Here is a 22,531-nt window from a genome sequence, read left to right on the forward strand (position 1 = left end):
AATCATCTAAATTTTTCAACGGTAAGAGTCGTCAAATGACGGCTTTTACCTGTTGCTTGACATGTTTTCATTTGTCCCTATTTAATAATAATTATTGGTGATCAGGGCAAAGGGTATTAAATGGTCAAACTACTTTTCATGGCGGGCAGCGCCCGTAACGCTTCATTATCAAAAAAAGTTGCCAGAGCGGCCCATAAAATCGCCCTTGAAAAAGGCGCAGAGGCGATCTTTATCGACCTTCGTGATTTTTCGATGCCCATTTATGACGGGGACCTCGAAGCAAATGAGGGCATGCCGGAAAATGCCGCCAGGTTGAAAGAAATTTTTGCGAACAGCGACGGCTATTTTATTGTAACGCCTGAATATAACAGTTTCTTTCCGCCGCTGCTTAAAAATGTCATTGACTGGATGTCACGGCCTGATCCCCGGAATATCGGCAATCCTTATATGGATAAAGTTGCGGCGATAGCCGGATCATCTCCTGGCGCAATGGGGGGTATTCGTGCACTTCCATATTTTAATACGTTACTTAGCAAACTCGGCGTTCATGTAGTGCCAACCCAGGTTGCTGTTGGCAATGCGGCCAGTGCCGTTGATGAAAATGGCAATTTTGCCGATGAACGCCAGCGGATAATGATCACGGCCAGCCTTGACCAGCTGATCAGAACGGCTACAGCGTTAAAATCTTAAAATCCTTCTTTATTTAAGCGGATAAAAGCTTTTTCCAGCTTGGAAAGGAAAATGTCTGCTTCGCGCATGCCGAACACCATTGGCGGTTTTCCTTTCAGCACATTGTCATAGGGGCCGTCGGTTGAAAACAGAACCCCGTCTTCACGCAAATACTGAACAATGGCGGATGCTTCGGCCGGTGCGCGTTCCTTTGTGTCCCTGTCCTTTACCAGCTCGGCCCCAAAAAACATACCGCAGCCACGAACATGTCCAATGAGCGGGTAACGGTCCATCATATCACGCATGCCATCCATTATATGGTTTCCTGTTTCAATGGCTTTTTCCATCAGCCCTTCCCCCTCAACCACGTCAAGTACGGCCATACCAATGGCACAGGAAACAGGGTTGCCGCCAAAGCTGTTGAAATATTCCATGCCGTTTGCAAATTTATCGGCAATTTCCCGGGTGGTGACAACACCGGCCATGGGATGGCCATTACCAAACGGTTTTCCAAATGTGACAATATCGGGAACGACCCCCTGAAGCTCGAACGCCCACATATGTTTGCCGACCCTGCCAAAGCCGGTTTGGACTTCGTCAGCAATGCAAAGGCCGCCAGCGGCGCGGATTTTGGCATAAGCCGCTTTTAAATAGCCATCAGGATAGACCACCTGTCCGCCGACACCGGCAATGCTTTCAGCGATAAAGGCGGCCGGTCCCTGCCCGGTATTTTCGACCAGATCTGCAATCTGAACATCAATATCAGCGGCGTAAGCCTTGCCGCTTTTGTCCGAATAATCATTGAACCGTCCCTGATACGGGTCCGGAAATTCGGCAATGCGGGTATTATCCGGGCGACCGGTTCCGCCCTTGCGGTTAAATTTATAGGGACTGATTTCAACGGTGGCATTGGTGTTGCCGTGATAACCCCAGTCAACAACCACAGTTGTTTTGCGCCCGGTATAATGACGGGCCAGCCGAAGCGCCAGTTCATTGGCTTCCGAGCCGGAATTGGTAAAAAACATCACTGAAAGCGGGTCCGGCATGGTGTTGATCACCCGTGCAGCAAGCTTATTGATCCCGTCATAAAGATAACGTGAATTGGTATTAAGTTTTGTCGCCTGCTCACACAGGGCACTCACTACATGGGGGTTACAGTGGCCGACATGGGTAATATTATTAACGCAGTCAAGAAACGCCCTGCCTGAAGCATCATAAAGATAGGCCCCCTTACCGCGGACAATATGCAGATGCTTTTTATAGGCAACGCTCAAGGACGGGGCCAGCACCTTACGGCGGGCTTCCATCATGCCCTCAACGCTTAGGTCCGGTTTTTCAAAGCTTTCGGGTATAAATCCTAAAATCAGATTGGGATCAGGACAGATTTCCTGCCAGACGTCCCAGACGGCGGGTGAACAGATGCCGGGATAATTTCCGTCCTCAATATCAAGCAGGTCGGAAATCAGCTGAAAATGCAGATGCGGTGTCCAGCCGCCATTTTCATGAATTTCACCCAATGTGGCGATATAATCCCCGGCCTTAACCATATCCCCCGGCTTTAATTGGCTGGTGCTTTGGCGGTTCAAATGACCATAAAGTGTGTAAAATTCCGGTCCGTCGCCGATTTTATGACTTAAAATAAGCACGGTGCCATAATCAAAAGGAAGATCATTGCTGGCAATGCTGATGACTTTACCGTCAAGCGGCGCATATATTTTTTCTGGAGCCCGCAACCAGATATCAATGGCAAGATGGGTTGTGCGCGGTTCAGAACTCCCCACACCGTCAAAACCGCTGTCAAAAATGAATGATGTCCTGTTTTCACCGTAATTGCCAATCCCGTAACGGGCATTGTTTTGGTCAAGAAAGTCTTTGACCCATTTCGCATGCTTTTGACCGTTCTGAATAAATTCGGTGCCTTCCGCGCCTTGCCGGTTATCAAAAAGCACACGCGGTTCGCTTTGAAGGTCAAAATCGAACATATTATGTCCGCTTATATTTTCCAGTGAGTTAACAATCGCATCAAAATTTCTTGTGGCGCGGTAACCGCCGGCTTTCCTCGCAAAAGCAGACAGAAACGGCAGGCCGATCTGTTTCACCCGTTTCAGGGTGCGAAGCGCCGGTGCCTGCGTCACCAGAAGATAGTCCTTATGTTCCTCGCTGCTTGCTTTTTTGGCCCGGTGCGTGGATATGCAGACGCTCATCACCAGCCGCATTGAGGCCAGATCAAAAAGCACCTCAAGCTCGTCTTCTGTCAGCCTGAATTCCTGTGCGTAGCCGCTGATCAGTGCCCTTGTCACCGCAAAGAAATCATCAACATCCATCATGGCATAGCCAAGGGTAATGGCCAGTTCATTGACCTGTTTGGCAAACAGCATGTCGCCAAAATCAATCAGTCCACTGATAGTGTCGCCCTTGATCACCAGGTTATAATTATTGGCGTCTGAATGAATAACGGCGGAACGCATTTTTTTAAGCCGGGGCAGCACATGATTTTGATAGCGCTCAAAATAACTTCTGATCAGCTCCCGGTTTTCTTCATTTTCAATTTCGTCGGCATAGTCCCTGACATTGAGCGCAGCATCAAGGTTCCATAAAAAGTCCGGCTGATGGGCTTTGACATGACCGAATCCCTGCATTGCTTTCGAGAAACGGCCCATAAACTGCCCCAGATTCTGATAAAGGCTCAGGCTTTTTTCACTGTCCCCGAAAATGTCCCCTTTGAGAAAACTAATCAACCGGACATAATTTTCACCATGTTTGAATATTTCCTCGCCTGCCTTCCCCTTTATAACCGCTGGAACGGCAAGGGATGGATCAAGGTCGGCAATATGATTTAACACCGCATTCTGAAATTCAAGAAAGGCCGGATCCTCGGCACGGTTGGCAATTTTAAGCACATAGTCACCATCCTCGGTGCTCAGTCGGGCATTTTGATCCCGTTCACTGACCAGCGTTTTTATAGTGCCGGTTTTGCCGAAATATTTGTTCGCAATTTTTGCGAGTTCATCAGGGCTATATGACGGTGGGCGGCTTTCAAAAACTTCCATTTCTGTGCTTTCACTATGCATTTATTTCAGATGCGCACACCATAGCAGGCATTTATTGCCCTGTAAATTTACAAAAGGCAGTTCTTGCGACAGTTTTTATCACCATAATCCGTTGATTTATGAGAAAAAATCATCAATCCGATGAGAGGCGCATAATGGCATGTTATTTGCTTTAAATAATAAGGCGTTACAAAGGAAAAAAATATGTCAGATGAAAATTCATTTCAGTTAATTGGCTTCGGTGCTGATCTGCTTGGCGCTTATTACAGCGCAAGGCAACAGACAAATTCATTGCTGACATTGCCATCGGTTCAGTCAAATGTATCATTGAGCAAAACCAACAATGCCTTAACACCCTGGGATCAGGATAGTGCTGTTGAAAGTGAGCGGGCTGGGGAAAATCTTTCCTCAAATGCTCTCTATAAACTGCTGACCAAGGATTATTCGGCAATCGCCAATAAAGACGAATTTATCAATAAACTGACCAATTCAGTATCCAAATCCAGCCTTGATGTTGATAGCAAGGGACTATTCACCCTTTATAACGCACTTAGGGATTTAAAAACCATTGCCGACTATGCGGGGGATGCCAGAACCTCAGAAAGTAAAATGGCGGCCCTTGAAGAACAGTTCAAACTTGGACTTTCGCAGGTGAAGGATTTTATCAGCACCGAAGATTTTAATAAGCTTACTCTTCTTTTCGGGGAAAAGAAAAATGGTGTAACGGCACAGGCAGGACTTGGGAAAAAGGAATATGATTTTGTCGGCCCAATTATCCATGAAGGGGAAATTGATGATCCGCTTTCAAAACTTTCCGGCGGGGAAACCTTTACCCTTACCATTACCACTAAAAAAACCGTTGCCGGGGTCACGACTGACGTAAATCAGGATTTTAATTTTACCATTCCCACGGTTGCTGAAGACCGTACGCTTGAAGCCCTTACCGCACAGATTAACGCAAAAATCCAGAGCATAAAAACAACCAATGATGATGGTGAGGAAGTCCCGCTTTATAATACCCGCTTTTTTGCCGAGGAAGTTGAAAAAAATAAATTTGCGCTCAGGATAAAAACCGAGTTCAGTGAAGAACTGAGCTTTTCCGCCCCTGATACGGAACCCGCACTTTATATCACCGGAAATGTTAACCGGATTGATCTGACCACCAAGGAAGTAAATACGGATGTGCCGACCACGGCATTTGTCACCAAACTGACCAATCTTTCTGATGCACAGGCAACGCAGGAGTATCAAAAGTCGATTTTTGCCACCGACGGTGAGGCTCTGCTGCTTCCGGAAAAATCCCTGACCACAAAGGTTGATCCGCTTGACAGGGCATCAGAAACCCTCACCACGGCGATTGCGACTGACAGTTCTGGAAATTATTATACCATCGGTTCAACCGATGGGCGCTTTGCCAACCACTTAAACACATCGGAAGACGGCGACGCGTTCCTGAATAAATATGATGCCAGTGGCAAACTGCTGTGGAGCCGCCTTGTTGGCAGCCAGGGACAGGGCAGCAGTTACGCAATCACCGTTGATGCAAACGATAACGTGATCATCGCTGGTCAGGCCGACAAGCTTGAAAAAGGTAAAAGCAATGATCCCCTCGCCCTCAGCAGTAATCTTTTTTCCGGAAAGGACAGTTTTGTTATTAAATATAACAGCGTCGGTACACAGCAATGGATGTATTTAAATGATAAATACGGAACCGACGGAGCCGCGGGCATCACCACTGATGCGGATGGCAATGTTTATGTGACCGGAAAAAAGAATGCTTATGAGCTTTCGACGACCATTCCTGTCGGCAGCGATAATGCCTATGTTCTTAAACTGGACGCTGCGGACGGAGAAAAAACCGATTATGTGGAAATCGGGTCATCAGACAGTGATTACGGAAAATCAATTGCTGTTGCCGCAGACGGCAATATCATTGTCGGCACTGAAGAAAATGGCCATTTCATTTTGCAGAAGCTGGATAAAAATGATCTTTCCACGTCCCTATGGTCCTATGATTATGGTGATCTGGGCGTTGGTGGCCAGGTTGATAAAATTGTCGTTGAGGGAAGCCGGATTTATGTATCCGGCAGCAGCAGTAACAGTTTGACGGGCGGGGGAACTGAAATTGACGCGCCCATAGGCGGGGTTGATAATTTTGTTCTTGCCATTGATGATGCGGGGGGCAGTGCCAGTGCCGACTGGACCAAATTTATTGGCAGCAGCGGCACGGATAGAAATGGGTCACTTACTGTTTCGGATGGCAAGATTTATATTGCCGGCACCACAAACGGAAATGTTGATGGCAATGGACTTCAGGGCGGTACTGACAGTTTTGCAACAAAAATTGACGGAACCAGCGGGGCAACCGACTGGATCAAGCAAATTGGTTATTCAACAGAAAACAGGGAAGCAACCGGCATTGCCTTTGCCACGCAGGGGTCATCAGTCCTGAGTAAACTGGGCCTTCCCATGGGGCAGTTTGATGAAGATGAAAAAAGAACTATTGAAACCCAGACAACGGCCCGTGCCGGAGATTATTTTTATATCAAGGTCAATGGACTGATCACCAAAAAGATTGAAATTAAACAGGGTGATACCTACAGGACCCTTGCCAACAGGATTAACCAGGCATCCTTCAGATATTTAAATGCATCGGTCTCCTTCAGTTCCGGCAGCAGTACCGATTATGGAGTTGCCGAGCAGGAAGAATTTGATGCCAAAGCGGTTATTGCGGAAAAGCTTAAAAAAATTCAGAATGAAAGAAACGGGATTACCGAAGCGGAAGAGTTTGAAGTTGCCCCCCTCACCACTTACGGAAACAGTTTGAAAATTGCGACAAAATCGGGCGGCCGGGTCGAAATTATTGCCGGACGCGGTGAGCAGGATGCCCTTAAAAAACTGGGGCTTGAACCAACCCTTGTTCTTTCAACGGAAGAGCTTTTCAACCTGAATGCAAATGGTGATGAAAATGACTCGGTAAAAATCGGTGGGGTGTTTGCATTCAAGCTGGATGACCGCTTTTCTGTCGCTGATAAGCGGGAAGCCCGATATGTGGCTCAACAGCTTGACTATGCTATCGGTATTGTCAAGTCAGCTTATCGGTCACTCACCTATGATCCGGTTGCGGAGCAGCTTAAAAAGGATGCAGCGAGAAATACCGATGGCCCGGTGCCCCCATATTTACAGAAACAACTTGCCAATTACCAGGACGGGTTAAACCGACTGAATACACTATTGCCTCAATCGGGGTCACTGATCGTTTAAAAAAAGCGGATTAATGAATAACCCGCTTTTTAAATTGTGACTGGCTTATTTAAGCATTTTTCCAACTTCAAGATTAAGGCTGTCCGCAAGGGACACGAGAAGTTCAGAAGCTGCCATGATGGCTTTTCCGGCTTCCCCGGTTTCTGTTGAAGCGGTAAGGATATCAGTGATTGAAGAGGACACTTCCTGAGCACCTTTTGCCGCTTCATGAACGTTTGAGCTGATTTCACGGGTTGCATTGCCCTGTTCTTCGACAGCGCCGGCAATGGCCGTTGAAATTTCACTAACCTGCATAACTGTTGCCTGAATTGACTGAATGGCTTCGACAACACTTTGGGTTTCTGATTGGATATTATCCACCTGCTCTTTAATTTCAATGGTCGCAGTTGCGGTCTGACCGGCAAGTTTTTTAACTTCCCCTGCGACGACAGCAAATCCCTTGCCGGCTTCCCCGGCACGGGCAGATTCAATCGTTGCATTGAGCGCCAGCAGATTTGTCTGTGCGGCAATATCGGTGATCAGATTAACCACATTGCCGATTTTACTTGATGCTTCAGCAAGACCGGAAACCGTTTTAATGGATTCTTCCGTCTTCGCTTCTGCTTCAGCACTGATCGTGGCGGCATGGGACACCTGTTTTGAAATTTCATCAATACTTGCCGAAAGTTCTTCAGTAGCAGCGGCCACCGTTTGGGAATTTACCGAGGATTGCTCTGCTGCCGCGGATATTGCCCCTGATAGTCGGATGCAATGTTCTGAATTTTCCTGCATTTTTGAAGCATTATCACTTAATTCCTTTGCTTCCGTATGGACAGACTGAACCGCTTCCTGAACCGCTTTTTCAACACCGACCTGTGCAGTGATAATGGACCAGGTGACCATTGGTGCAAGATAATTGCCGTCTGCATCAATAATGGCACTGACATTCAGATCAAGAATTTCCGGGCCAACATTAATACGCGCACTCCAGGGGAGATTTTTCGGATCGCTAAGGATTTTTTGCTGATGTGCGGGATTTTTATGAAACACATCAATACAGGTTCCCACCAGCTGATCCGCTTTTATCGGTAAATATTTTTCCAATGTGCGAAGGGTATTGATGCAGGTTTCGTTGGCATAAGTAATAACAAAAGTTTTCGGATCGCACATCATCGCATTGATTGGCATTTTATCAATCATTTGTGTAAGGCGTGCTGTTGCCGCTTCGGTTTTTACTTTGTCGGTGATAATTGACCAGCTCAGTGCTGCATAGATATAATTCTGACTTTCATCAAAAATGGGATTAACCAGAAGATCAAGGATCTCGGGACCCACATTAATCCGTGCACTATGGGGCAGATTGTCGGGATTTGCCAGCAATGCCCGTTGATGTGCGGGATTTTTATGAAAGATGTCAATGCAGGACCCTACAAGGTCCTCTGCCTTGATGGGCAGATACTCTTCCAGAGTTCTGAGCGTTTCTATGCTTGTAGAATTGGCATAGGTAATTTCAAGTGTTTGCGGGTCACAAAGCATGACATTAAGGGGTAAGCCCTCAATGACTCTCATGAATTCAGTTGACGGTGCTTTACCTGACTTAACCTCAGTATTAGGGGTCAAAGCAAGTGTATCATTTTCTTTCTTACGATTATTAAAAAACATTTTTATCACCCTCGTTATATTTGCAAAACAGAATATTCGTATATTAGGATTTTGCCTATTATTTAAACATGTATATAAAAAACATGTTAAATTTTAATTAACGATAAAAATTGGTTAACCTTACTGGATCATGAGGAAAGAAAAATAAATTTAAGAATATGGAAAAGGCCGGACATTAAGTGTAAAAGAAAAAATAATGAATTTAAGCAATGCCGGATGATAAACATGATTAAAAATGACGGGTTTGATACTGCTTCAGAATTGCCCCATAAGGACGCCTTCTTCCCGATCAGGGGCGTATATTTCAATGCGGGTGTCCAACACCCAGTAAGCCGGGCGAGTGCCGCCGCCGCGAAAGAGTATATCCGTTATAAAGGGTTTCACACGGATATGGATTATGATCCGGCCGCCATGCGGAGTAACGTCATCGGAAAATTTGCAAAACTGGTCAATGCAGAACCGGATGAGTTGACACTGGTCGGCAGCACCACGGCCGGTGAAAATCTGATTATTCAGGCGCTTGATCTGGTGGCTAAGGGCGGCAGGGTTGTGACCGACGATCTTCATTATTTTGGATCCTATCAGATTTATGGTGAGCTGAAAAAACAGGGTGTCCAGGTTATCACCATCAGAAATATTAATGGTGATATTGATTATAAAGCCTATGAGGAAGCGATTACAAATCAGACCACGTTGGTGGCGCTGTCTAGTGTTTCAACATTTAACGGCCATCAGCATGACTTAAAAAGAATTTGCAAGCTTGCCCATTCGCGCGGCGCCCTTGTTTATGCTGACGCAATTCATCATATCGGCGCAACCCCGTTCGATGTAAAGGACAGTGGGGTTGATTTTATGTCCTGCGGAACATTCAAATGGCTGATGGGGGATCAGGGGTCAGGATTTTTATATGTCCGCCGTGATAGGCTCAAGTCATTAAAGCGACCGGTTTATGGCAAGCGGCAGGTCAGAAACCTTGTAACCCATGTTTTTCCCGGTGATGAAATCACCACCGACGATAATGTCTATGAATATGATCTGGCCGAAAATACCGAAGGGTATTTTTCAATATGGAGCGAGCCACGCATTGTTATTGCCCAGCTTGACCAGTCGCTGGAATATCTTCTTGCTGTCGGTGTGGACCGTATTACCGCCTATCGCCAGCCAATGTTACGGTTTTTAAGAAAAGAAATTGAAGCGCTTGGCTATAAATGCCTGACCCCGGGGCGGATGATCACACCGATCCTGACATTTGACTGTGCCGACGCAGCAAAAAGGCTCGGTCCCCTATTTTCAGAAGCCGACATAAAAGCAAGCCTTTATAAAGGGCATTTCCGCATTGCGGTATCCGTTTATAATGATATGGCTGACGCGGCCTATTTTGTAAAAACGCTGGCCAGGCTAAAAAATTAATCAGGCTTGATTTTTATACCAGGCGATAAAATCAGTTTCTTCCATTGGTTTGCTGATGAGAAAGCCCTGATATTCATCACAATTTGCCGCTTTGAGTATATCATACTGGCTTTTTGTTTCGACACCCATCGCCACAACACGAAGATCAAGGCTATGGCCCAAATGGATAATTGCTTCAAATATGGCTGTATTTTTCCTGTTTACCGGAACGTCTTTTAGAAATCCTCTGTCAATTTTGACTTCATCAATATTCAAATCTTTAAGGATTGACAGGCAGCTTAATCCGGAGCCGAACTTATCCAGTGAAAGCTGAAATCCATAAGATTTTATTTCCTTAAGGAGGGCGGCAGCCAGTTCAACATCATTTGTGATACTGTTTTCATTGATTTCCAGTATAATTTTTCCGGGGTTTTCCCGGTTCACTTCCGAAAGTGTGTAAAGTGCGGACAGCAGTTTCGCGCTGCCCTTAAATTCCATATCTGAAATATTAATCGATATTGGTATATCAATGCCTGATTGTTGCCATTCCCCAATGATTTCACGCACCCGGCCTAAAACCCAGTTGCCGATTTCGGCGATGAGTGTGCTTTTTTCTGCCACCTTGATAAAGTCTGCAGGGCTGACAATATTACCGTCATTATCACGCATGCGAACCAGCGCTTCAACACCGGCAACTTTGCCAGACTTAACATTGATTTTTGGCTGAAGCATAAGCAAAAACCGCTGATCTTCCAGCGTTTCAAGAATTGAATTCTTTATAGACTGTTGATCTTCAATTTCCGCACCGAGTTCCTGATTATAATAACAATAATTATAATCCTGACGGGCCTTTGCCATTTGCAGGGCAATTCCGGAATTGGTCATGATTTCATCAACTTCCATTGCGTCACCCGGCAGCAGGACAATACCGATATTGACAGTTGGTGAAATGGTCTGCCCGGAAATTTCACAGTCAAGGCTCAGATAATTATGAACCTTAGTCATAACAATATGGACGTCTTCCGGCTTTTGGATGCTATTGGCAATGATGACAAATTTGTCGGTTTCAAACTGAATTGCGCTGTCCAAATCCCATAGACTGTTTTTTATTCTTAAAGAAATCAGCTTTAAAAAAGCGTCTCGTGCTTCAATGCTGATTAAGTCCCCTAACGTAGAAAGCTCATCAATCTGGACATATAATACTGCGGCGTTGGAGGCATTGCGCCTAACCTGATTTAGGGTATCCTCCAACATGCTCCATAGATAGGTTCGGCCTGGTAGTCCTGTTAAAGGATCGTTATGGGTTGGCTCTTTCATTGCTTTACCGTTATTATTATTTTTGTGGTATATATGCCTTCATTTAATTAATATTTCGCTAATATAAGAAAACTATTTTTCAGCAAGCAATTCTTCGAAGGTTTTGTTTAAAATAGGATATTTCTGCCAATCCTTATGATCAAAATGCCACCATTCGTTGCTGACAACTTTAAAGCCTTCCGCTTCAATAACATGACGAAGCAAATCGCGGTGCCATCTTTCAAGCGAAGTGCCACCGGGATATTCCGGATAGGACCGATCTGACATTTCATCATAAGTGCCGACCATTTTAATAGGCATTCCGGTTTTTAAATCATAAAGAGTCAGATCAACGGCGCTTCCCATATTATGTTTTGACCCTCTTTCAGGGTTCGCAACAAAATCGCGCTCGTTGCCTTCTGTCGCATCCCAGAAGACTTTTGTCACATACCAGGGGCGATAGCTGTCATGGATAAGAAGCCCATAACCCATTTTGAGAAAGCGTTTGTTGGCTTTATTAAGTGCTTCAAGTGCCGGTCCCTGCATAAAGCTTTTTGCCAGCGAATAAGTCGGGGCATTCAGAAAATTATTGGTTGTCGCATAACGAATATCAAGTTTGACTTTTTCAAGGACCGTGGTGACATCAACAAGATCGGGTTTGCGGAAGTTTCCTTTTTGCACCGGTGGGGTGGCTTTAAGCGCCTCTTGAATATAGTCTTCAATCGGCTTATCAAGGGTGACTTTAAAAGTGTTGCCGTTGGTCGGTTCAATATTATTTCGCTCGTAGAAATCATCGTTGACCAGAACCCCGAGCGGTTTTCCCTGATCATCAAGCCGGAACAGGAAATTTGAAAACTCACCGTTAAAGCTATAGGTAAATTTTCCGTCGCCCAGCTCACTTAACGGCCGGATTTTAATTTTGTCCAGGTCTTTACCATCAGCAGACGGATTATAAAGGACTTCTAAACGGCCATTATTTTCCCTAAAGAGAAGTTTCTGATCACCCAGTATATATTCACCATAATAAGGGCGCCATTTTTCAGGAGCCGGTGGAGGCATATGATCATAATCAAAATCAGCCGCAAAAACGTTTAATGAAAATAAACAAATAAAACATAGTGCGAAAATATTACGGGCCACAGTCATCATCATTCCTCGTTATTTTTTCGGCTTAATTTATGCCGCGGTTTTCCCTGATCCATTCCTCGGCTTTTGCTTTGGTATTATTAATATCGTCGCGGGTCATATAATTGGTTACCCGCCACATAAATTTACGGGCCTTTTCAAAGCCACCGTCCTCGGCCAGAATGAACCAGAAATATGATCCGGTCACATCATAGTCCGTACCACGGGCGTTAAGCTTCATTGTGCCGATATTGCCCTGTGATATCGGGTGCCCCTGCAGCGCCGCTTTCATAAACCATTTATAGGCCGATACATCATCGCGCGGTACGGTACGCCCTGTCGCATACATCACACCCAGATAATATTGTGCGAGCATATGTCCCTGCTCCGCCGCTTCGGTGAAGCCTTTAAAGGCTTCTTCAAATCGCCGGTCATCATAGGCTGCCTTTGCTTCCTCATATCCGGCAAGGGCATTCATTGCCGGTAATGACAAAATAATAAACAGGCTGGCTATTAACAGTCGGAGGCTTTTCATCGTAAATTCCTGTCCAATAAATTAAAAATATTCATATAAAAGCTGTAAGGCCATCGGGGCTTCCGGATGGCCGTTATCGGCAGCTTTCTGATACCACTCGGCGGCTTTTTTGTCGCTTTGATCCACGCCATTGCCATGTTCATACATGACGCCAAGATTATATTGGGCATTCATGTCCCCCTTCTCTGCTGCTTCACTGAATTCCTTAAAGGCCACGGCATAATCACCTTTTGCATAGGCTTCTTCGCCTTTTGCATTGTCGGCATTTGCCGTTGCCGCAAACAGTGTTGCAATCATTGAGAATAGTAAAAGAAAACGCGTCATCATTATAGCTCACCTGATGTCATAATATTGGCACAAGAGTATAACCAATGTTTATGATTTTCAATCATAAAGCTGATATTTTTTAATGCCGCCTGCCGGGTCAGAAAGTTCCCTGCAGGCTTGCTTCTATCACCCTTGGCCCTCTAGTATGGCGCTGGACTTCATGATCGAGAACGTTAAACCTTAAATGCTTGTCATATAAAAACTGATTTGAATCACCGAGGTTACCGCTAAGATCCTTACCGCTGACCCGAAGCTTGATGCCATTATAGATATTCTTTTCCACAAAGACTTCAAGCAGGGTTCCCGGTGTACCATACCAGTTAAGACGGATATCATTCCCGTAAAAACCGCGTCTGAAGGTTACACTGGCACCGTATGAGAGCTGAAGTGCCGTAATATCATGGCGATAGGAAAAATTAATCTGGGTTGACGGTTTATAGGAAAAGCGGATTTCCCGGCCCGTGAAAGGATCATCAAGTGTGCCTTTTTCATAATCATAATTGGCACTGAATACGGCTTCCGGCAGGCCGATAATGCCGAGCCGGTAACTGCTTTTAAATTTAAACCCGATTGCCTTTGCAGACGGGACATTTCCTGATTTGGAAATAAAATCATCACTGGTCAGGTTCTGTTCTGATGGGGGAAGCGCAAAATATTCATCCGTTGTAATAGGATTACCAATACTGTCGACATAGTCCGTAAAATCGACCTTATCAATATAATCGGTATATTTCTTATAAAAAACTTCAAGCGATATGGACCCGCTGTCCTGGGCAAAACGATGTTCAACCGCGGCTGTAAAATCCCAGGATCGCATGGGTTTTATGCCGGTATTGCCGAGATCAATTTTTTCGGTGCGCGGGTTAAAGCTTGTGGAAAAATTATTAAAATCAAGCTGGCTGACGGTGCGCTCAACTGTCAGACGCAGCTGATCCTGCGAATTAAAGTCATAGCGGAAATTCATTCGCGGCTTTAAAAATTTAAAATTGGCTTGCCGGCGATCAATAGTGTTATTGGCAAAGAAATTATCCGCGACAATCTTCGAAAATTCCCCCGTCAGAGAGCTTGTCAGTGACATTTGAGGAGAAATAGTATAGCTATGGATCGCAAATATTTCGAAACGGTTTTCCTTGATTTTCACATTGTCATCAGTTTTTAGCAGCAGCGGGTCGGCTGCGGTGCTGCGGGTGCTGTTTTGAAAGCTGCGGTCAAATTTATTGATGGCTGCTTCGCCGCCAATTTCAAGCGATTGCCCTGTCGCAATCCCTCTGCTCACCGATCCCCGCAAAATATTTTCCGATTTGCTTAGGACCGCATCCTGATTATTATAAAGGAATTCGGACGCGCCATCCCCTTTATAATAGCCATTATTAATGGTCGAATTTTCCTTATTTATCACGAAAAGTGATTTAAGCGATCCTAAACTGCCCAGTTTTCTTGAATAATCACCGCCAATTTCCCATTTGGTCGGGGCCCCATTTGTGGTCCATCTTTCGCTGAGCTTGCGGTGCCCGTCACTGTCAAGGGTCGTATCAGTAAAGGTAATGGCCGGGCCATAACTTTCATCAAGAAAGGTCATTGTTCTTGGGGCGACTTCATTCTGTGTTTCAGGATTAAAAAGCCCGTTAAGGCGCATCACCGCCCCGTCTTCAAAATTATAGGTCAAGGTGCCGGAAAATTTATGATTATCCTTGCGGTTTGGTGTATGGCTGTCCTGTACGCGGGCGACGACCCCGCTTCCATCATAGATATAATCATCAATACGGTTTTTGATGATAAAATTACGGTTGCTTTCAAATGTGGCCGTGTAATCAAGGTTGCCGCTTGAACCGCTGTGGGACAGCGTAACAGAATGGCCAAGGTCATCCCCCAGATTGGCCCGTCCGCCGACTTTCCAGAATGTGGAGGAAGAAGATGTTCCTTTTTTCAGGGTGATATTAATCACCAGTCCCTGACTTTGTACATCCAGTCCGGCCGCCGCACCGCGGATCAGATCGATTTTTTCTACATTGTCGGCCGTTACCCTTGCAAGCGTGTCATCAATATTATTGTCCTTCCCGGCAAGCCGTTTGCCATTGATCAGGATCTGGTCGCCGCCAGAACCAAAACCCCGTGGCCCGGCGCTGGTCCCCAAAGACTGCTGCTGTTCCTTTTCCCTTCTGCTTTTATCAAGAATTTCCTGAACACCGGGAATACGGCTTAACATATCAAGAAGGGTTACAGGTTCGAATTTTACGAAATAGTCTTTGTTATAGGTGATGATCGAGGAACCGGAATTGTCATCTTCTTCCGCATAAGTTGTCTGGGCAAGGATAAGAAACGGCACAATGACAGCCGAGGAAAGAAGTTTGTGCCTCATTTTGAAAATATCAACCCTTATTCGTTTTTATTTTATGGAAAAACATATAGAGGAATAAATATTTTTAATCAACTGTTATGTTATAACAATCTAAAATGTCCCCTGAAGGGTAAAGGATATCCGCTGCGGAAAGTAAAACCGGTAATCATCAATACCGTCCGGTTCGTTAAATCGCCGGTGGTCGACAAAATTATAAAGCTTGGCTTTTGAATGATTTTCACCATCTTTGGAATATTCCAGTCGGGCTTTAATATCAGTCGTGATGTTTTTTTCAACGAATATTTCATAACCATTTCTTGCTTCAAACTGCCAGTCAAAATCAATATCCGACCGCATGAACGGACTTACATATTCCGCTTTTGCGCCATAGGATAGTCCCAGCGATGAAAGATCATGGCGAAAGCCCAGTTTAATTCTGTGATCAGATTCCCATCTGAATTTTCGGCTTTTGCCTGTAAAGGGATCATCATATCGTCGTTTGTCATATTTATATTCCGCATTGATAAGCGCTTCCTTAAGACCAATAATCCCTAGCCTGTAATTCGCTTTTATTTCAATACCGTATCCGGTTGCTTTTTTCACATTGCCAAATTTCGATGTAAAATCGGTGTCCTCCCGTAGTGCTGCATCCGGCGGCAGGGCAAAATACTGATCGGCACTGACCCTGTTTCCATTATAATCCATATATTCGGTAAAATCACTGCGGGCGATAAAATCCCTGTAATCATTGTAAAAGACCTTCCCTTCCAGACTTCCCCCGTCATCGGCAAGCCGATGTTCATATGTCGCTGAATATTCCCATATTTTTGTTGGCCTGATATCATTATTACCAAGTTTCAGTTCTTTGGTCAGTTGGTCGAAAAAAGTAAAATAATGAAAAAATTCAAGTTGTCTGACTTTCTTTTCTGTGGTCAGGCGAAGCTGGTCCCGTGAGGTCACATCATATTTAAAATTGAAACGCGGTTTTAAAAACGTAAATTTATTGGTGACGTTAATGATATTGTCAGCGGCAAGAATTGTATCAGACGTAATTTTCGAAAATTCTGTTGTCAGTGAACTTTGCAGGACGATTTTGGGGGTTATGGAGTAATTATGATGGGCAAAAATCTCGTATCGGTTTTCCTTTATCACAATATCATTGCTTGTTGCGAGTTCGAGTGGATCAATGGCTTCTTCCCGCTCTTCACTCGTATATAACTGTTTAAAGGTGTTAAACGCGCCCTCGCTACCATATTCAAGCGACTGAGAGTCACTTAATTTTTTCGTAAATGAAATCCTGATTATATCTTCACTTGAATGAAATCCTATTTTTTCTCTTGTATAAAGAAAACGGTCCGTGCCTGTGCCATCGAACCGTTCTGTCTGATTATCCTTATTATGTTTGCGGTTTATGACAAACCGGCTCTTAAGACTTCCTAAAAAGGGAATGTCGCGGCTATAATCCCCTGCGGCTTCCCATTCAGTGAAATGTTCGCCATAATCCCAGAAGAGCTTTTCACCGTCCGCTTCGCGGTCGATATGATCCTGATGATTTTCATTATAGTTTGGATTATAGAGCCCATTCAGATTAAGGATCTGATTGTTGCCAAAGTCATAAGAAAGGCTGTTTGTGAATTTAAATTCCCGGTGGTACCAGTTTCCGTCCACATCGCGTATACCGGTAATCACACTGTCATTATTATCATGATGAATTTCATCACGGCCAAAGCTGCTTGACCGCCACTCACCTTCAACGGCAACAGTATATTCAAGATTTCCGGCAGTGCCTTTATGCGAAACTTCAAAATCCGGCAAGAGCTGATATCCCACCCGGTAAAAGCCGCCAATTTTCCAGAAAGTGGTTGAGCTATTGGCTTCTTTATTCAGGACAATATTGACCACCAGTCCCTCTGTCAGAACATCCAGTCCGGCGGCGGCACCGCGGATCAGTTCAACGCGCCTGACATCGCTTGCGGAGGTCCTGGCCAGCACATCACGGATTGAACTTCCCTTGGCTGACAGTCTTTTTCCGTTTATGAGGATCTGATCCCCGGAAGAGCCAAAACCCCGCTGCTGATTATTACGGTTGTCCGTTTTATCAAGAATGGCAGGAACACCTGGTATGCGCTGCAATATATCAATAAGGGTTACAGGGGAATACTGATCAAAGGAACTGACATCATAGGCAACTGTTGATGGATTATCACTGTTCTCGTTCAGAATGTCGGGGTCCTGATCATCGCCGACAGTGGCAAAAGCCCCTGTGCCGGATGACAGGATAACGGAAAATGTTATGAGTACGGCTTTTCTGACGACGTCGGTAATGGCTCCCCCCTGTTTGTTATTTTATAGAGGCGCACTTACCATATGCCCTCACCCAAACATGTAAACCATAATGCGGTCAAATGTGTTTTATTTAAGACGAAATGCTAAAATGTGCCCTGAATGGATAAAATAAACTGTTTTGGACGCATATGATTTTTTTCTGTCCGTTCCAGCACATCATTAAATCGCCGCTGGTCATAATAATATGTCAGGGTTGAAAGGCCGGTTCCATTGTCTTCATTTTTCATTTCAGCACGGATTTTGATACCGTTTAAGATATTTTTTTCGGCAAAAATCGAATAACCGAACCCAAGTTTCCAGGGCCAGGTGTAATTTCGTTCCCAGACGTTAAATGTGCTGCGTGATTTGCCGTCAAACCCGTATGAAAAATCCCATTCGGTGATGTCATGACGGAAATTAAAGGTAAAGGTATGGGTGCTGATCCTGGCAAAATGGACAATCTCTTTTGTGAACTGATCCAGTTCCTTGCCGTTTTCATAGGCGTAACTGGCGCTGAAGACCGCCTGCGGAAGACCGATAAGGCCCAAACGGAAATTGCCTTTCAGTTTAAGTCCGCGTGACGTGGCGCCGTCAATATTGCCGGATTTTGATGTAAAATTAAGACTGCCGCGAATGGCAGAAATATCTGATGCAGGAAGGGCAAAAAATTCATCCGCCGTAATCGGCTGACCGAGTAAATTGACATAGTCGGTAAAGTCAACAATGGTAATATGATCCGTATAGTCACGGTAAAAAACTTCCGCCTCGACCGAGCCGCCATCATTGGCAAAGCGGTGCTCATAGGCAACCGAAAATTCCCAGATCTGTTCCGGTCTGATATTGGTATTGCCAAAGACCAGCTGATCCGTACGCTGATCAAAGCTGGTGACAAAATTGTTAAAGTCCAGCTGGCTGACTTTTTTCTCGACTGTAAGGCGCAACTGGTCATTGCCTGAAACATCATAGCGCAGATTGACCCGTGGTTTGATATAGGTAAAGCTGGTATCCCGTGGAGCGGCGGCAGAGCTGCTGACAGCAACGATTTTGGAAAATTCGGTGGTCAGCGAGCTTTGAAGTACAAGCGCAGGGCTGATATCATATGTATGATTGGCAAAAATCTCATAGCGGTTTTCCTTGATTTTTACACTGTCCCCTGCATTCAGAGTAAAAGGATCTGTGGCCAGACTACGGCGATTATCTTCAAAATCCTTGTTGAAATTGTTGATGGCGGCTTCACCGCCAACTTCAAGGTTCTGACTTTCAGTAATTCTTTTGGTAATGGAACCGCGGAAAATCTTTTCTGATTTATCAAGTTTGGTGCTTTCCTCGGCATAGCGGAATTCTCCGGCCTCTCCAATATTACGGTCACGCAAGACGGCCTGATCCTCTGTATCATTGTTGATAACGAAGAGCCCCTTGAAACGTCCCAATGAGCCAAGGTTGTGGCTGTAATCCCCGCCAATTTCCCATTTACTGGTATCACTGTCCGTATCCCACAGTGTATGAAGCGGCTGAGTGCCGGTCTCATTCTGATCTTCAAGCCGGTTATTAAGTCCCGGCTGATAAAGACCATTTAGTCTCAGTTCTGATCCATCGCCAAAATCATAGGATAAGTTACTGTTTAAGTTCAGCGTTTGGGTGATGACCCTGTTATCAATAAATTTATCCCCTGTCTGCAAATCGGCGGCATTAAAATGTTCTTCAGAGCGGGTAAAGAAAGAGCGGGTATTTTTGACTTCGGCACTGACCATATACTGAAGATCGCCGCTCGAGCCACTGTGCGAGAGAAGTAGTTCCGGTGGAAAAGCACTGGTCCCTTCATAATAATTTCCGGTAAATTTCCAGAAAGTGGTGGATGAAGATGCGCCTTCCTGCATGACGACATTGATCACAAGCCCCTGGCTTTGTACATCAAGTCCACTGGCGGCGCCGCGGATCAATTCGATCTTTTCAACCTGGCCTGCGGACACGCGGGACAATGTGTCATCAATATTATTATTCTTTCCTGCCAGACGTTTGCCATTAATCAAAATCTGATCACCGCCGGAACCAAAACCGCGACCACCCTGATTTTCAGCACCACCACCACCACGGGCGGCCTGTTGGCGCTGTTCACGGTTTTTATCAATAATTTCCTGAACACCCGGAATCCGCTGCATCATGTCAAGGAGAGTTACCGGGGCAAATTTTTCAAAATATGCCTGATCATAGGTGACGATAGCCGCATCATCGGTTGCGTCCTGCCCTCCCGCATAAGCATGGCCAATCATTAGCGCTGATAGCATAACTGTGGTTAGAAATCCTGATAATTTCATATGGTTTTTGCCCATTTAAAAATTACCCTGCAAGGATACCTGTACAGCGCGCGGGCGGGTATTTTCTCTTTCCTCACGTTTATAGAGTTCATCAAACCTGATATGGTCCGTATAACGGAATGTGGTCATATGGCCTTCTTTGCCGGTGATTTCCAGTAAATCGACGCGCATCTTAATGCCGCCATTCAGGTTATATTCTGCAAAAGCCTTAATGGCAGCAGCCGGACTTTGCGGTTGATAATAATTAATATCATACGTGGCCCAGTTGCTTTTCGCTTCGACATCAAAGCCATAGGCAAAGCCCCACTTGGTGACATCATGACGAAAATTCACATTAAAGACATTGTTTGAATGCCGTGAAAAGTTTCTCATCATTTGGGTAAACTGATCCAATGACCGGCGTTTTTCAAATCTGTATCCAAGAGAAAGGACGGCTTCAGGCACCCCAACAAACCCCATGCGCAGGTTACTTTTTAAATCCACACCATAGATAGTGGCATGGTCAATATTGCCCTGGCTCGGTGTAAAGTCGATGGTGTCTCGAAGGGCCATGTCCGGCGGAAGGGCAAAAAATTCATCCACAGAAACCGGATTGCCGTCATAATCAAAATAATCGGTAAAATCGATACGCGTTTGATGGTCTTTCCGGTAATGATAATAGGCTTTTCCTTCCAGCGAGCCCGCATCATTTGGCAGGCGATGTTCATAGGCAAGGGTAAATTCCCAGGTTTGTGTCGGCCGCAGATCCGTATTTCCGGCACTATACTGATCATTTTGTGCGTCATAAGACGTCACAAAAGTATCAAAGCGAAGCTGGCTGACCTTTTTCTCAATGGTTCCTCGGATTTGGTCCACTTCGGTATAATCATAGCGCAGATCCAACCTTGGCTTGAAATAGGTAAAGGCCGTATCGCGCCTGTCAATTGCGCCACCGGAAAGAATATTGTCCGCAACAATTTTTGAAAATTCAGTGGTCAGTGAACTTTGCAGAAGAAGTTCCGGTGAAATATTATAATTATAAATTGCAAAAACCTCGTAACGGTTTTCCTTGATTTCCACATTATCCAGCGATTCCAGGTCGAGTGGGTCCGCCTCAAGATCGCGGGAGTAGCTTTCAAAAGTTTTTTCGAATGTCGTGATGGCCGCTTCACCGCCAAGTTCAATGGACTGATCACCCCAAAGGGTTATAATTGTTGAACTTCTTAATATTTTTTCACTGTTCACGGCATCGGTAAATTCATTGGCATAAATAAATGCAGGATCAATATAATCGCGGGTCCGGTCAATTTCCGTATCTTCCGTATTCCTATTGACAACAAATAGAGTCTTGAACCGTCCCAGTGCGCCCAGATCCGTACTGAAATCCCCGCCAACTTCCCAGCGACTGTTGTTTCTGTCCTGGTCCCAAATCACATAATCCGGTTCATCACCAAATTCCGCTCTTGTTTCGTGATAATCAAAGCCATTGGGCTCATATAATCCGTTGATGCGCAGCTCACTGCCATTTTCAAAAGCGTAATTCAAGTTGGTGGTAAATTTATAGCCTTTAAATTTAAATTCATGTTCAACGTCGCGGGTTCCGGTCTCGTCGTCGTTGCTGTCATAAAAAATTTCATGACGCGGGCGGTATCCTTTATCATTCTTGGTTTCCGCACTGAAGGTATAGCCAAGGTTGCCCGCTGAGCCTGTATGGGAAACAAGGAACTGCGGCAAAAAATCATGCCCGAATGTATATTCACCCATTGCTTTCCAGAATGTTGAGGATTTTGATCCTCCCTCAAGAAGCAAAATATTAATCACCAGTCCCTGACTTTGTACATCAAGACCACTTGTCGCCCCACGGATCAATTCAATTTTGGCAACCTGGTCCGCTGAAATACGGGAAAGCGCATCATTAATGTTGTTTGATTTTCCGGCAAGGCGTCTGCCGTCAATAAGGATCTGGTCACCACCGCCACCAAAACCTCTTTGCTCACCACCACGGCGGTTATTATTCAGGACTTCCGGAACACCGGGAATTCTTTGCAGCATATCCAGCAGGGTGACCGGTGAAAATTTTTCAAAATATGCCGGTTCATAAGAAACGATTGCCGCATCAACGAGGGCATCTTCGGCAGCCATTACTGGGCAGATCATACTACCAGCAAGCAAAGTGGAATAAAAAATTGTTGTCCTGATTTTTGCCGGTAATATCTTTAAACCCATTAATCTTAGTCCCTTTATTTTTTGGCCGTCAATAACCACACGTATTTATAGT

Annotated in this window: 13 protein-coding genes; 3 read left to right on the top strand and 10 right to left on the bottom strand. The window is 45.1% G+C overall.

Annotation, left to right across the window (positions count from 1 at the left end; all coding sequences use genetic code 11):
- Positions 1 to 120 precede the first annotated feature (120 nt).
- Entirely contained in the window at positions 121 to 690 is a 570-nt protein-coding gene (locus R3D86_13050) for an NAD(P)H-dependent oxidoreductase (GenBank protein ID MEZ5759140.1), read from the top strand.
- On the opposite strand, the gene R3D86_13055 is transcribed toward R3D86_13050, so the two are convergent.
- The gene (locus R3D86_13055; protein ID MEZ5759141.1) at positions 687 to 3,740 is read right to left on the bottom strand and encodes an aminotransferase class III-fold pyridoxal phosphate-dependent enzyme; all 3,054 of its coding nucleotides are present in this window, start codon (positions 3,738 to 3,740) and stop codon (positions 687 to 689) included. The two genes, R3D86_13050 and R3D86_13055, sit on opposite strands and share 4 nt — an antisense overlap.
- A gap of 183 nt (positions 3,741 to 3,923) precedes the next feature.
- Between R3D86_13055 and R3D86_13060 the strand changes: the two genes are divergently transcribed.
- Positions 3,924 to 6,983: a hypothetical protein gene (locus R3D86_13060; protein ID MEZ5759142.1), complete on the top strand. Its 3,060-nt coding sequence runs from the start codon at positions 3,924 to 3,926 to the stop codon at positions 6,981 to 6,983.
- A 45-nt stretch (positions 6,984 to 7,028) separates the two neighbouring features.
- Here R3D86_13060 and R3D86_13065 read toward each other — a convergent pair whose 3' ends face one another.
- Positions 7,029 to 8,624 (bottom strand): methyl-accepting chemotaxis protein, encoded by a 1,596-nt coding sequence (locus tag R3D86_13065; protein ID MEZ5759143.1) that lies wholly within the window; start codon positions 8,622 to 8,624, stop codon positions 7,029 to 7,031.
- A 225-nt stretch (positions 8,625 to 8,849) separates the two neighbouring features.
- Between R3D86_13065 and R3D86_13070 the strand changes: the two genes are divergently transcribed.
- Entirely contained in the window at positions 8,850 to 10,034 is a 1,185-nt protein-coding gene (locus R3D86_13070) for an aminotransferase class V-fold PLP-dependent enzyme (protein ID MEZ5759144.1), read from the top strand.
- On the opposite strand, the gene R3D86_13075 is transcribed toward R3D86_13070, so the two are convergent.
- From R3D86_13075 to R3D86_13110, 8 genes are all read right to left on the bottom strand, one after another.
- Complete coding sequence (locus R3D86_13075; protein ID MEZ5759145.1) at positions 10,035 to 11,330, bottom strand: bifunctional diguanylate cyclase/phosphodiesterase; 1,296 nt, start codon at positions 11,328 to 11,330, stop codon at positions 10,035 to 10,037.
- Between the two features lie 72 nt (positions 11,331 to 11,402).
- Positions 11,403 to 12,461 (bottom strand): M15 family metallopeptidase, encoded by a 1,059-nt coding sequence (locus R3D86_13080; protein MEZ5759146.1) that lies wholly within the window; start codon positions 12,459 to 12,461, stop codon positions 11,403 to 11,405.
- 19 nt (positions 12,462 to 12,480) lie between these two features.
- The gene (locus R3D86_13085; GenBank protein MEZ5759147.1) at positions 12,481 to 12,969 is read right to left on the bottom strand and encodes a tetratricopeptide repeat protein; all 489 of its coding nucleotides are present in this window, start codon (positions 12,967 to 12,969) and stop codon (positions 12,481 to 12,483) included.
- A 21-nt stretch (positions 12,970 to 12,990) separates the two neighbouring features.
- Positions 12,991 to 13,296: a tetratricopeptide repeat protein gene (locus R3D86_13090; protein ID MEZ5759148.1), complete on the bottom strand. Its 306-nt coding sequence runs from the start codon at positions 13,294 to 13,296 to the stop codon at positions 12,991 to 12,993.
- A gap of 97 nt (positions 13,297 to 13,393) precedes the next feature.
- Positions 13,394 to 15,655 (bottom strand): TonB-dependent receptor plug domain-containing protein, encoded by a 2,262-nt coding sequence (locus R3D86_13095; GenBank protein MEZ5759149.1) that lies wholly within the window; start codon positions 15,653 to 15,655, stop codon positions 13,394 to 13,396.
- 90 nt (positions 15,656 to 15,745) lie between these two features.
- A complete protein-coding gene (locus R3D86_13100; protein ID MEZ5759150.1) occupies positions 15,746 to 17,959 on the bottom strand; it encodes a TonB-dependent receptor plug domain-containing protein in 2,214 nt (737 codons plus the stop codon).
- A 104-nt stretch (positions 17,960 to 18,063) separates the two neighbouring features.
- The gene (locus R3D86_13105) at positions 18,064 to 20,289 is read right to left on the bottom strand and encodes a TonB-dependent receptor plug domain-containing protein (protein ID MEZ5759151.1); all 2,226 of its coding nucleotides are present in this window, start codon (positions 20,287 to 20,289) and stop codon (positions 18,064 to 18,066) included.
- A complete protein-coding gene (locus tag R3D86_13110; protein ID MEZ5759152.1) occupies positions 20,290 to 22,479 on the bottom strand; it encodes a TonB-dependent receptor plug domain-containing protein in 2,190 nt (729 codons plus the stop codon).
- Positions 22,480 to 22,531: the final 52 nt, after the last annotated feature.

The sequence above is a fragment of the Emcibacteraceae bacterium genome, from assembly GCA_041396985.1.
Lineage (GTDB): Bacteria > Pseudomonadota > Alphaproteobacteria > Sphingomonadales > Emcibacteraceae > Pseudemcibacter.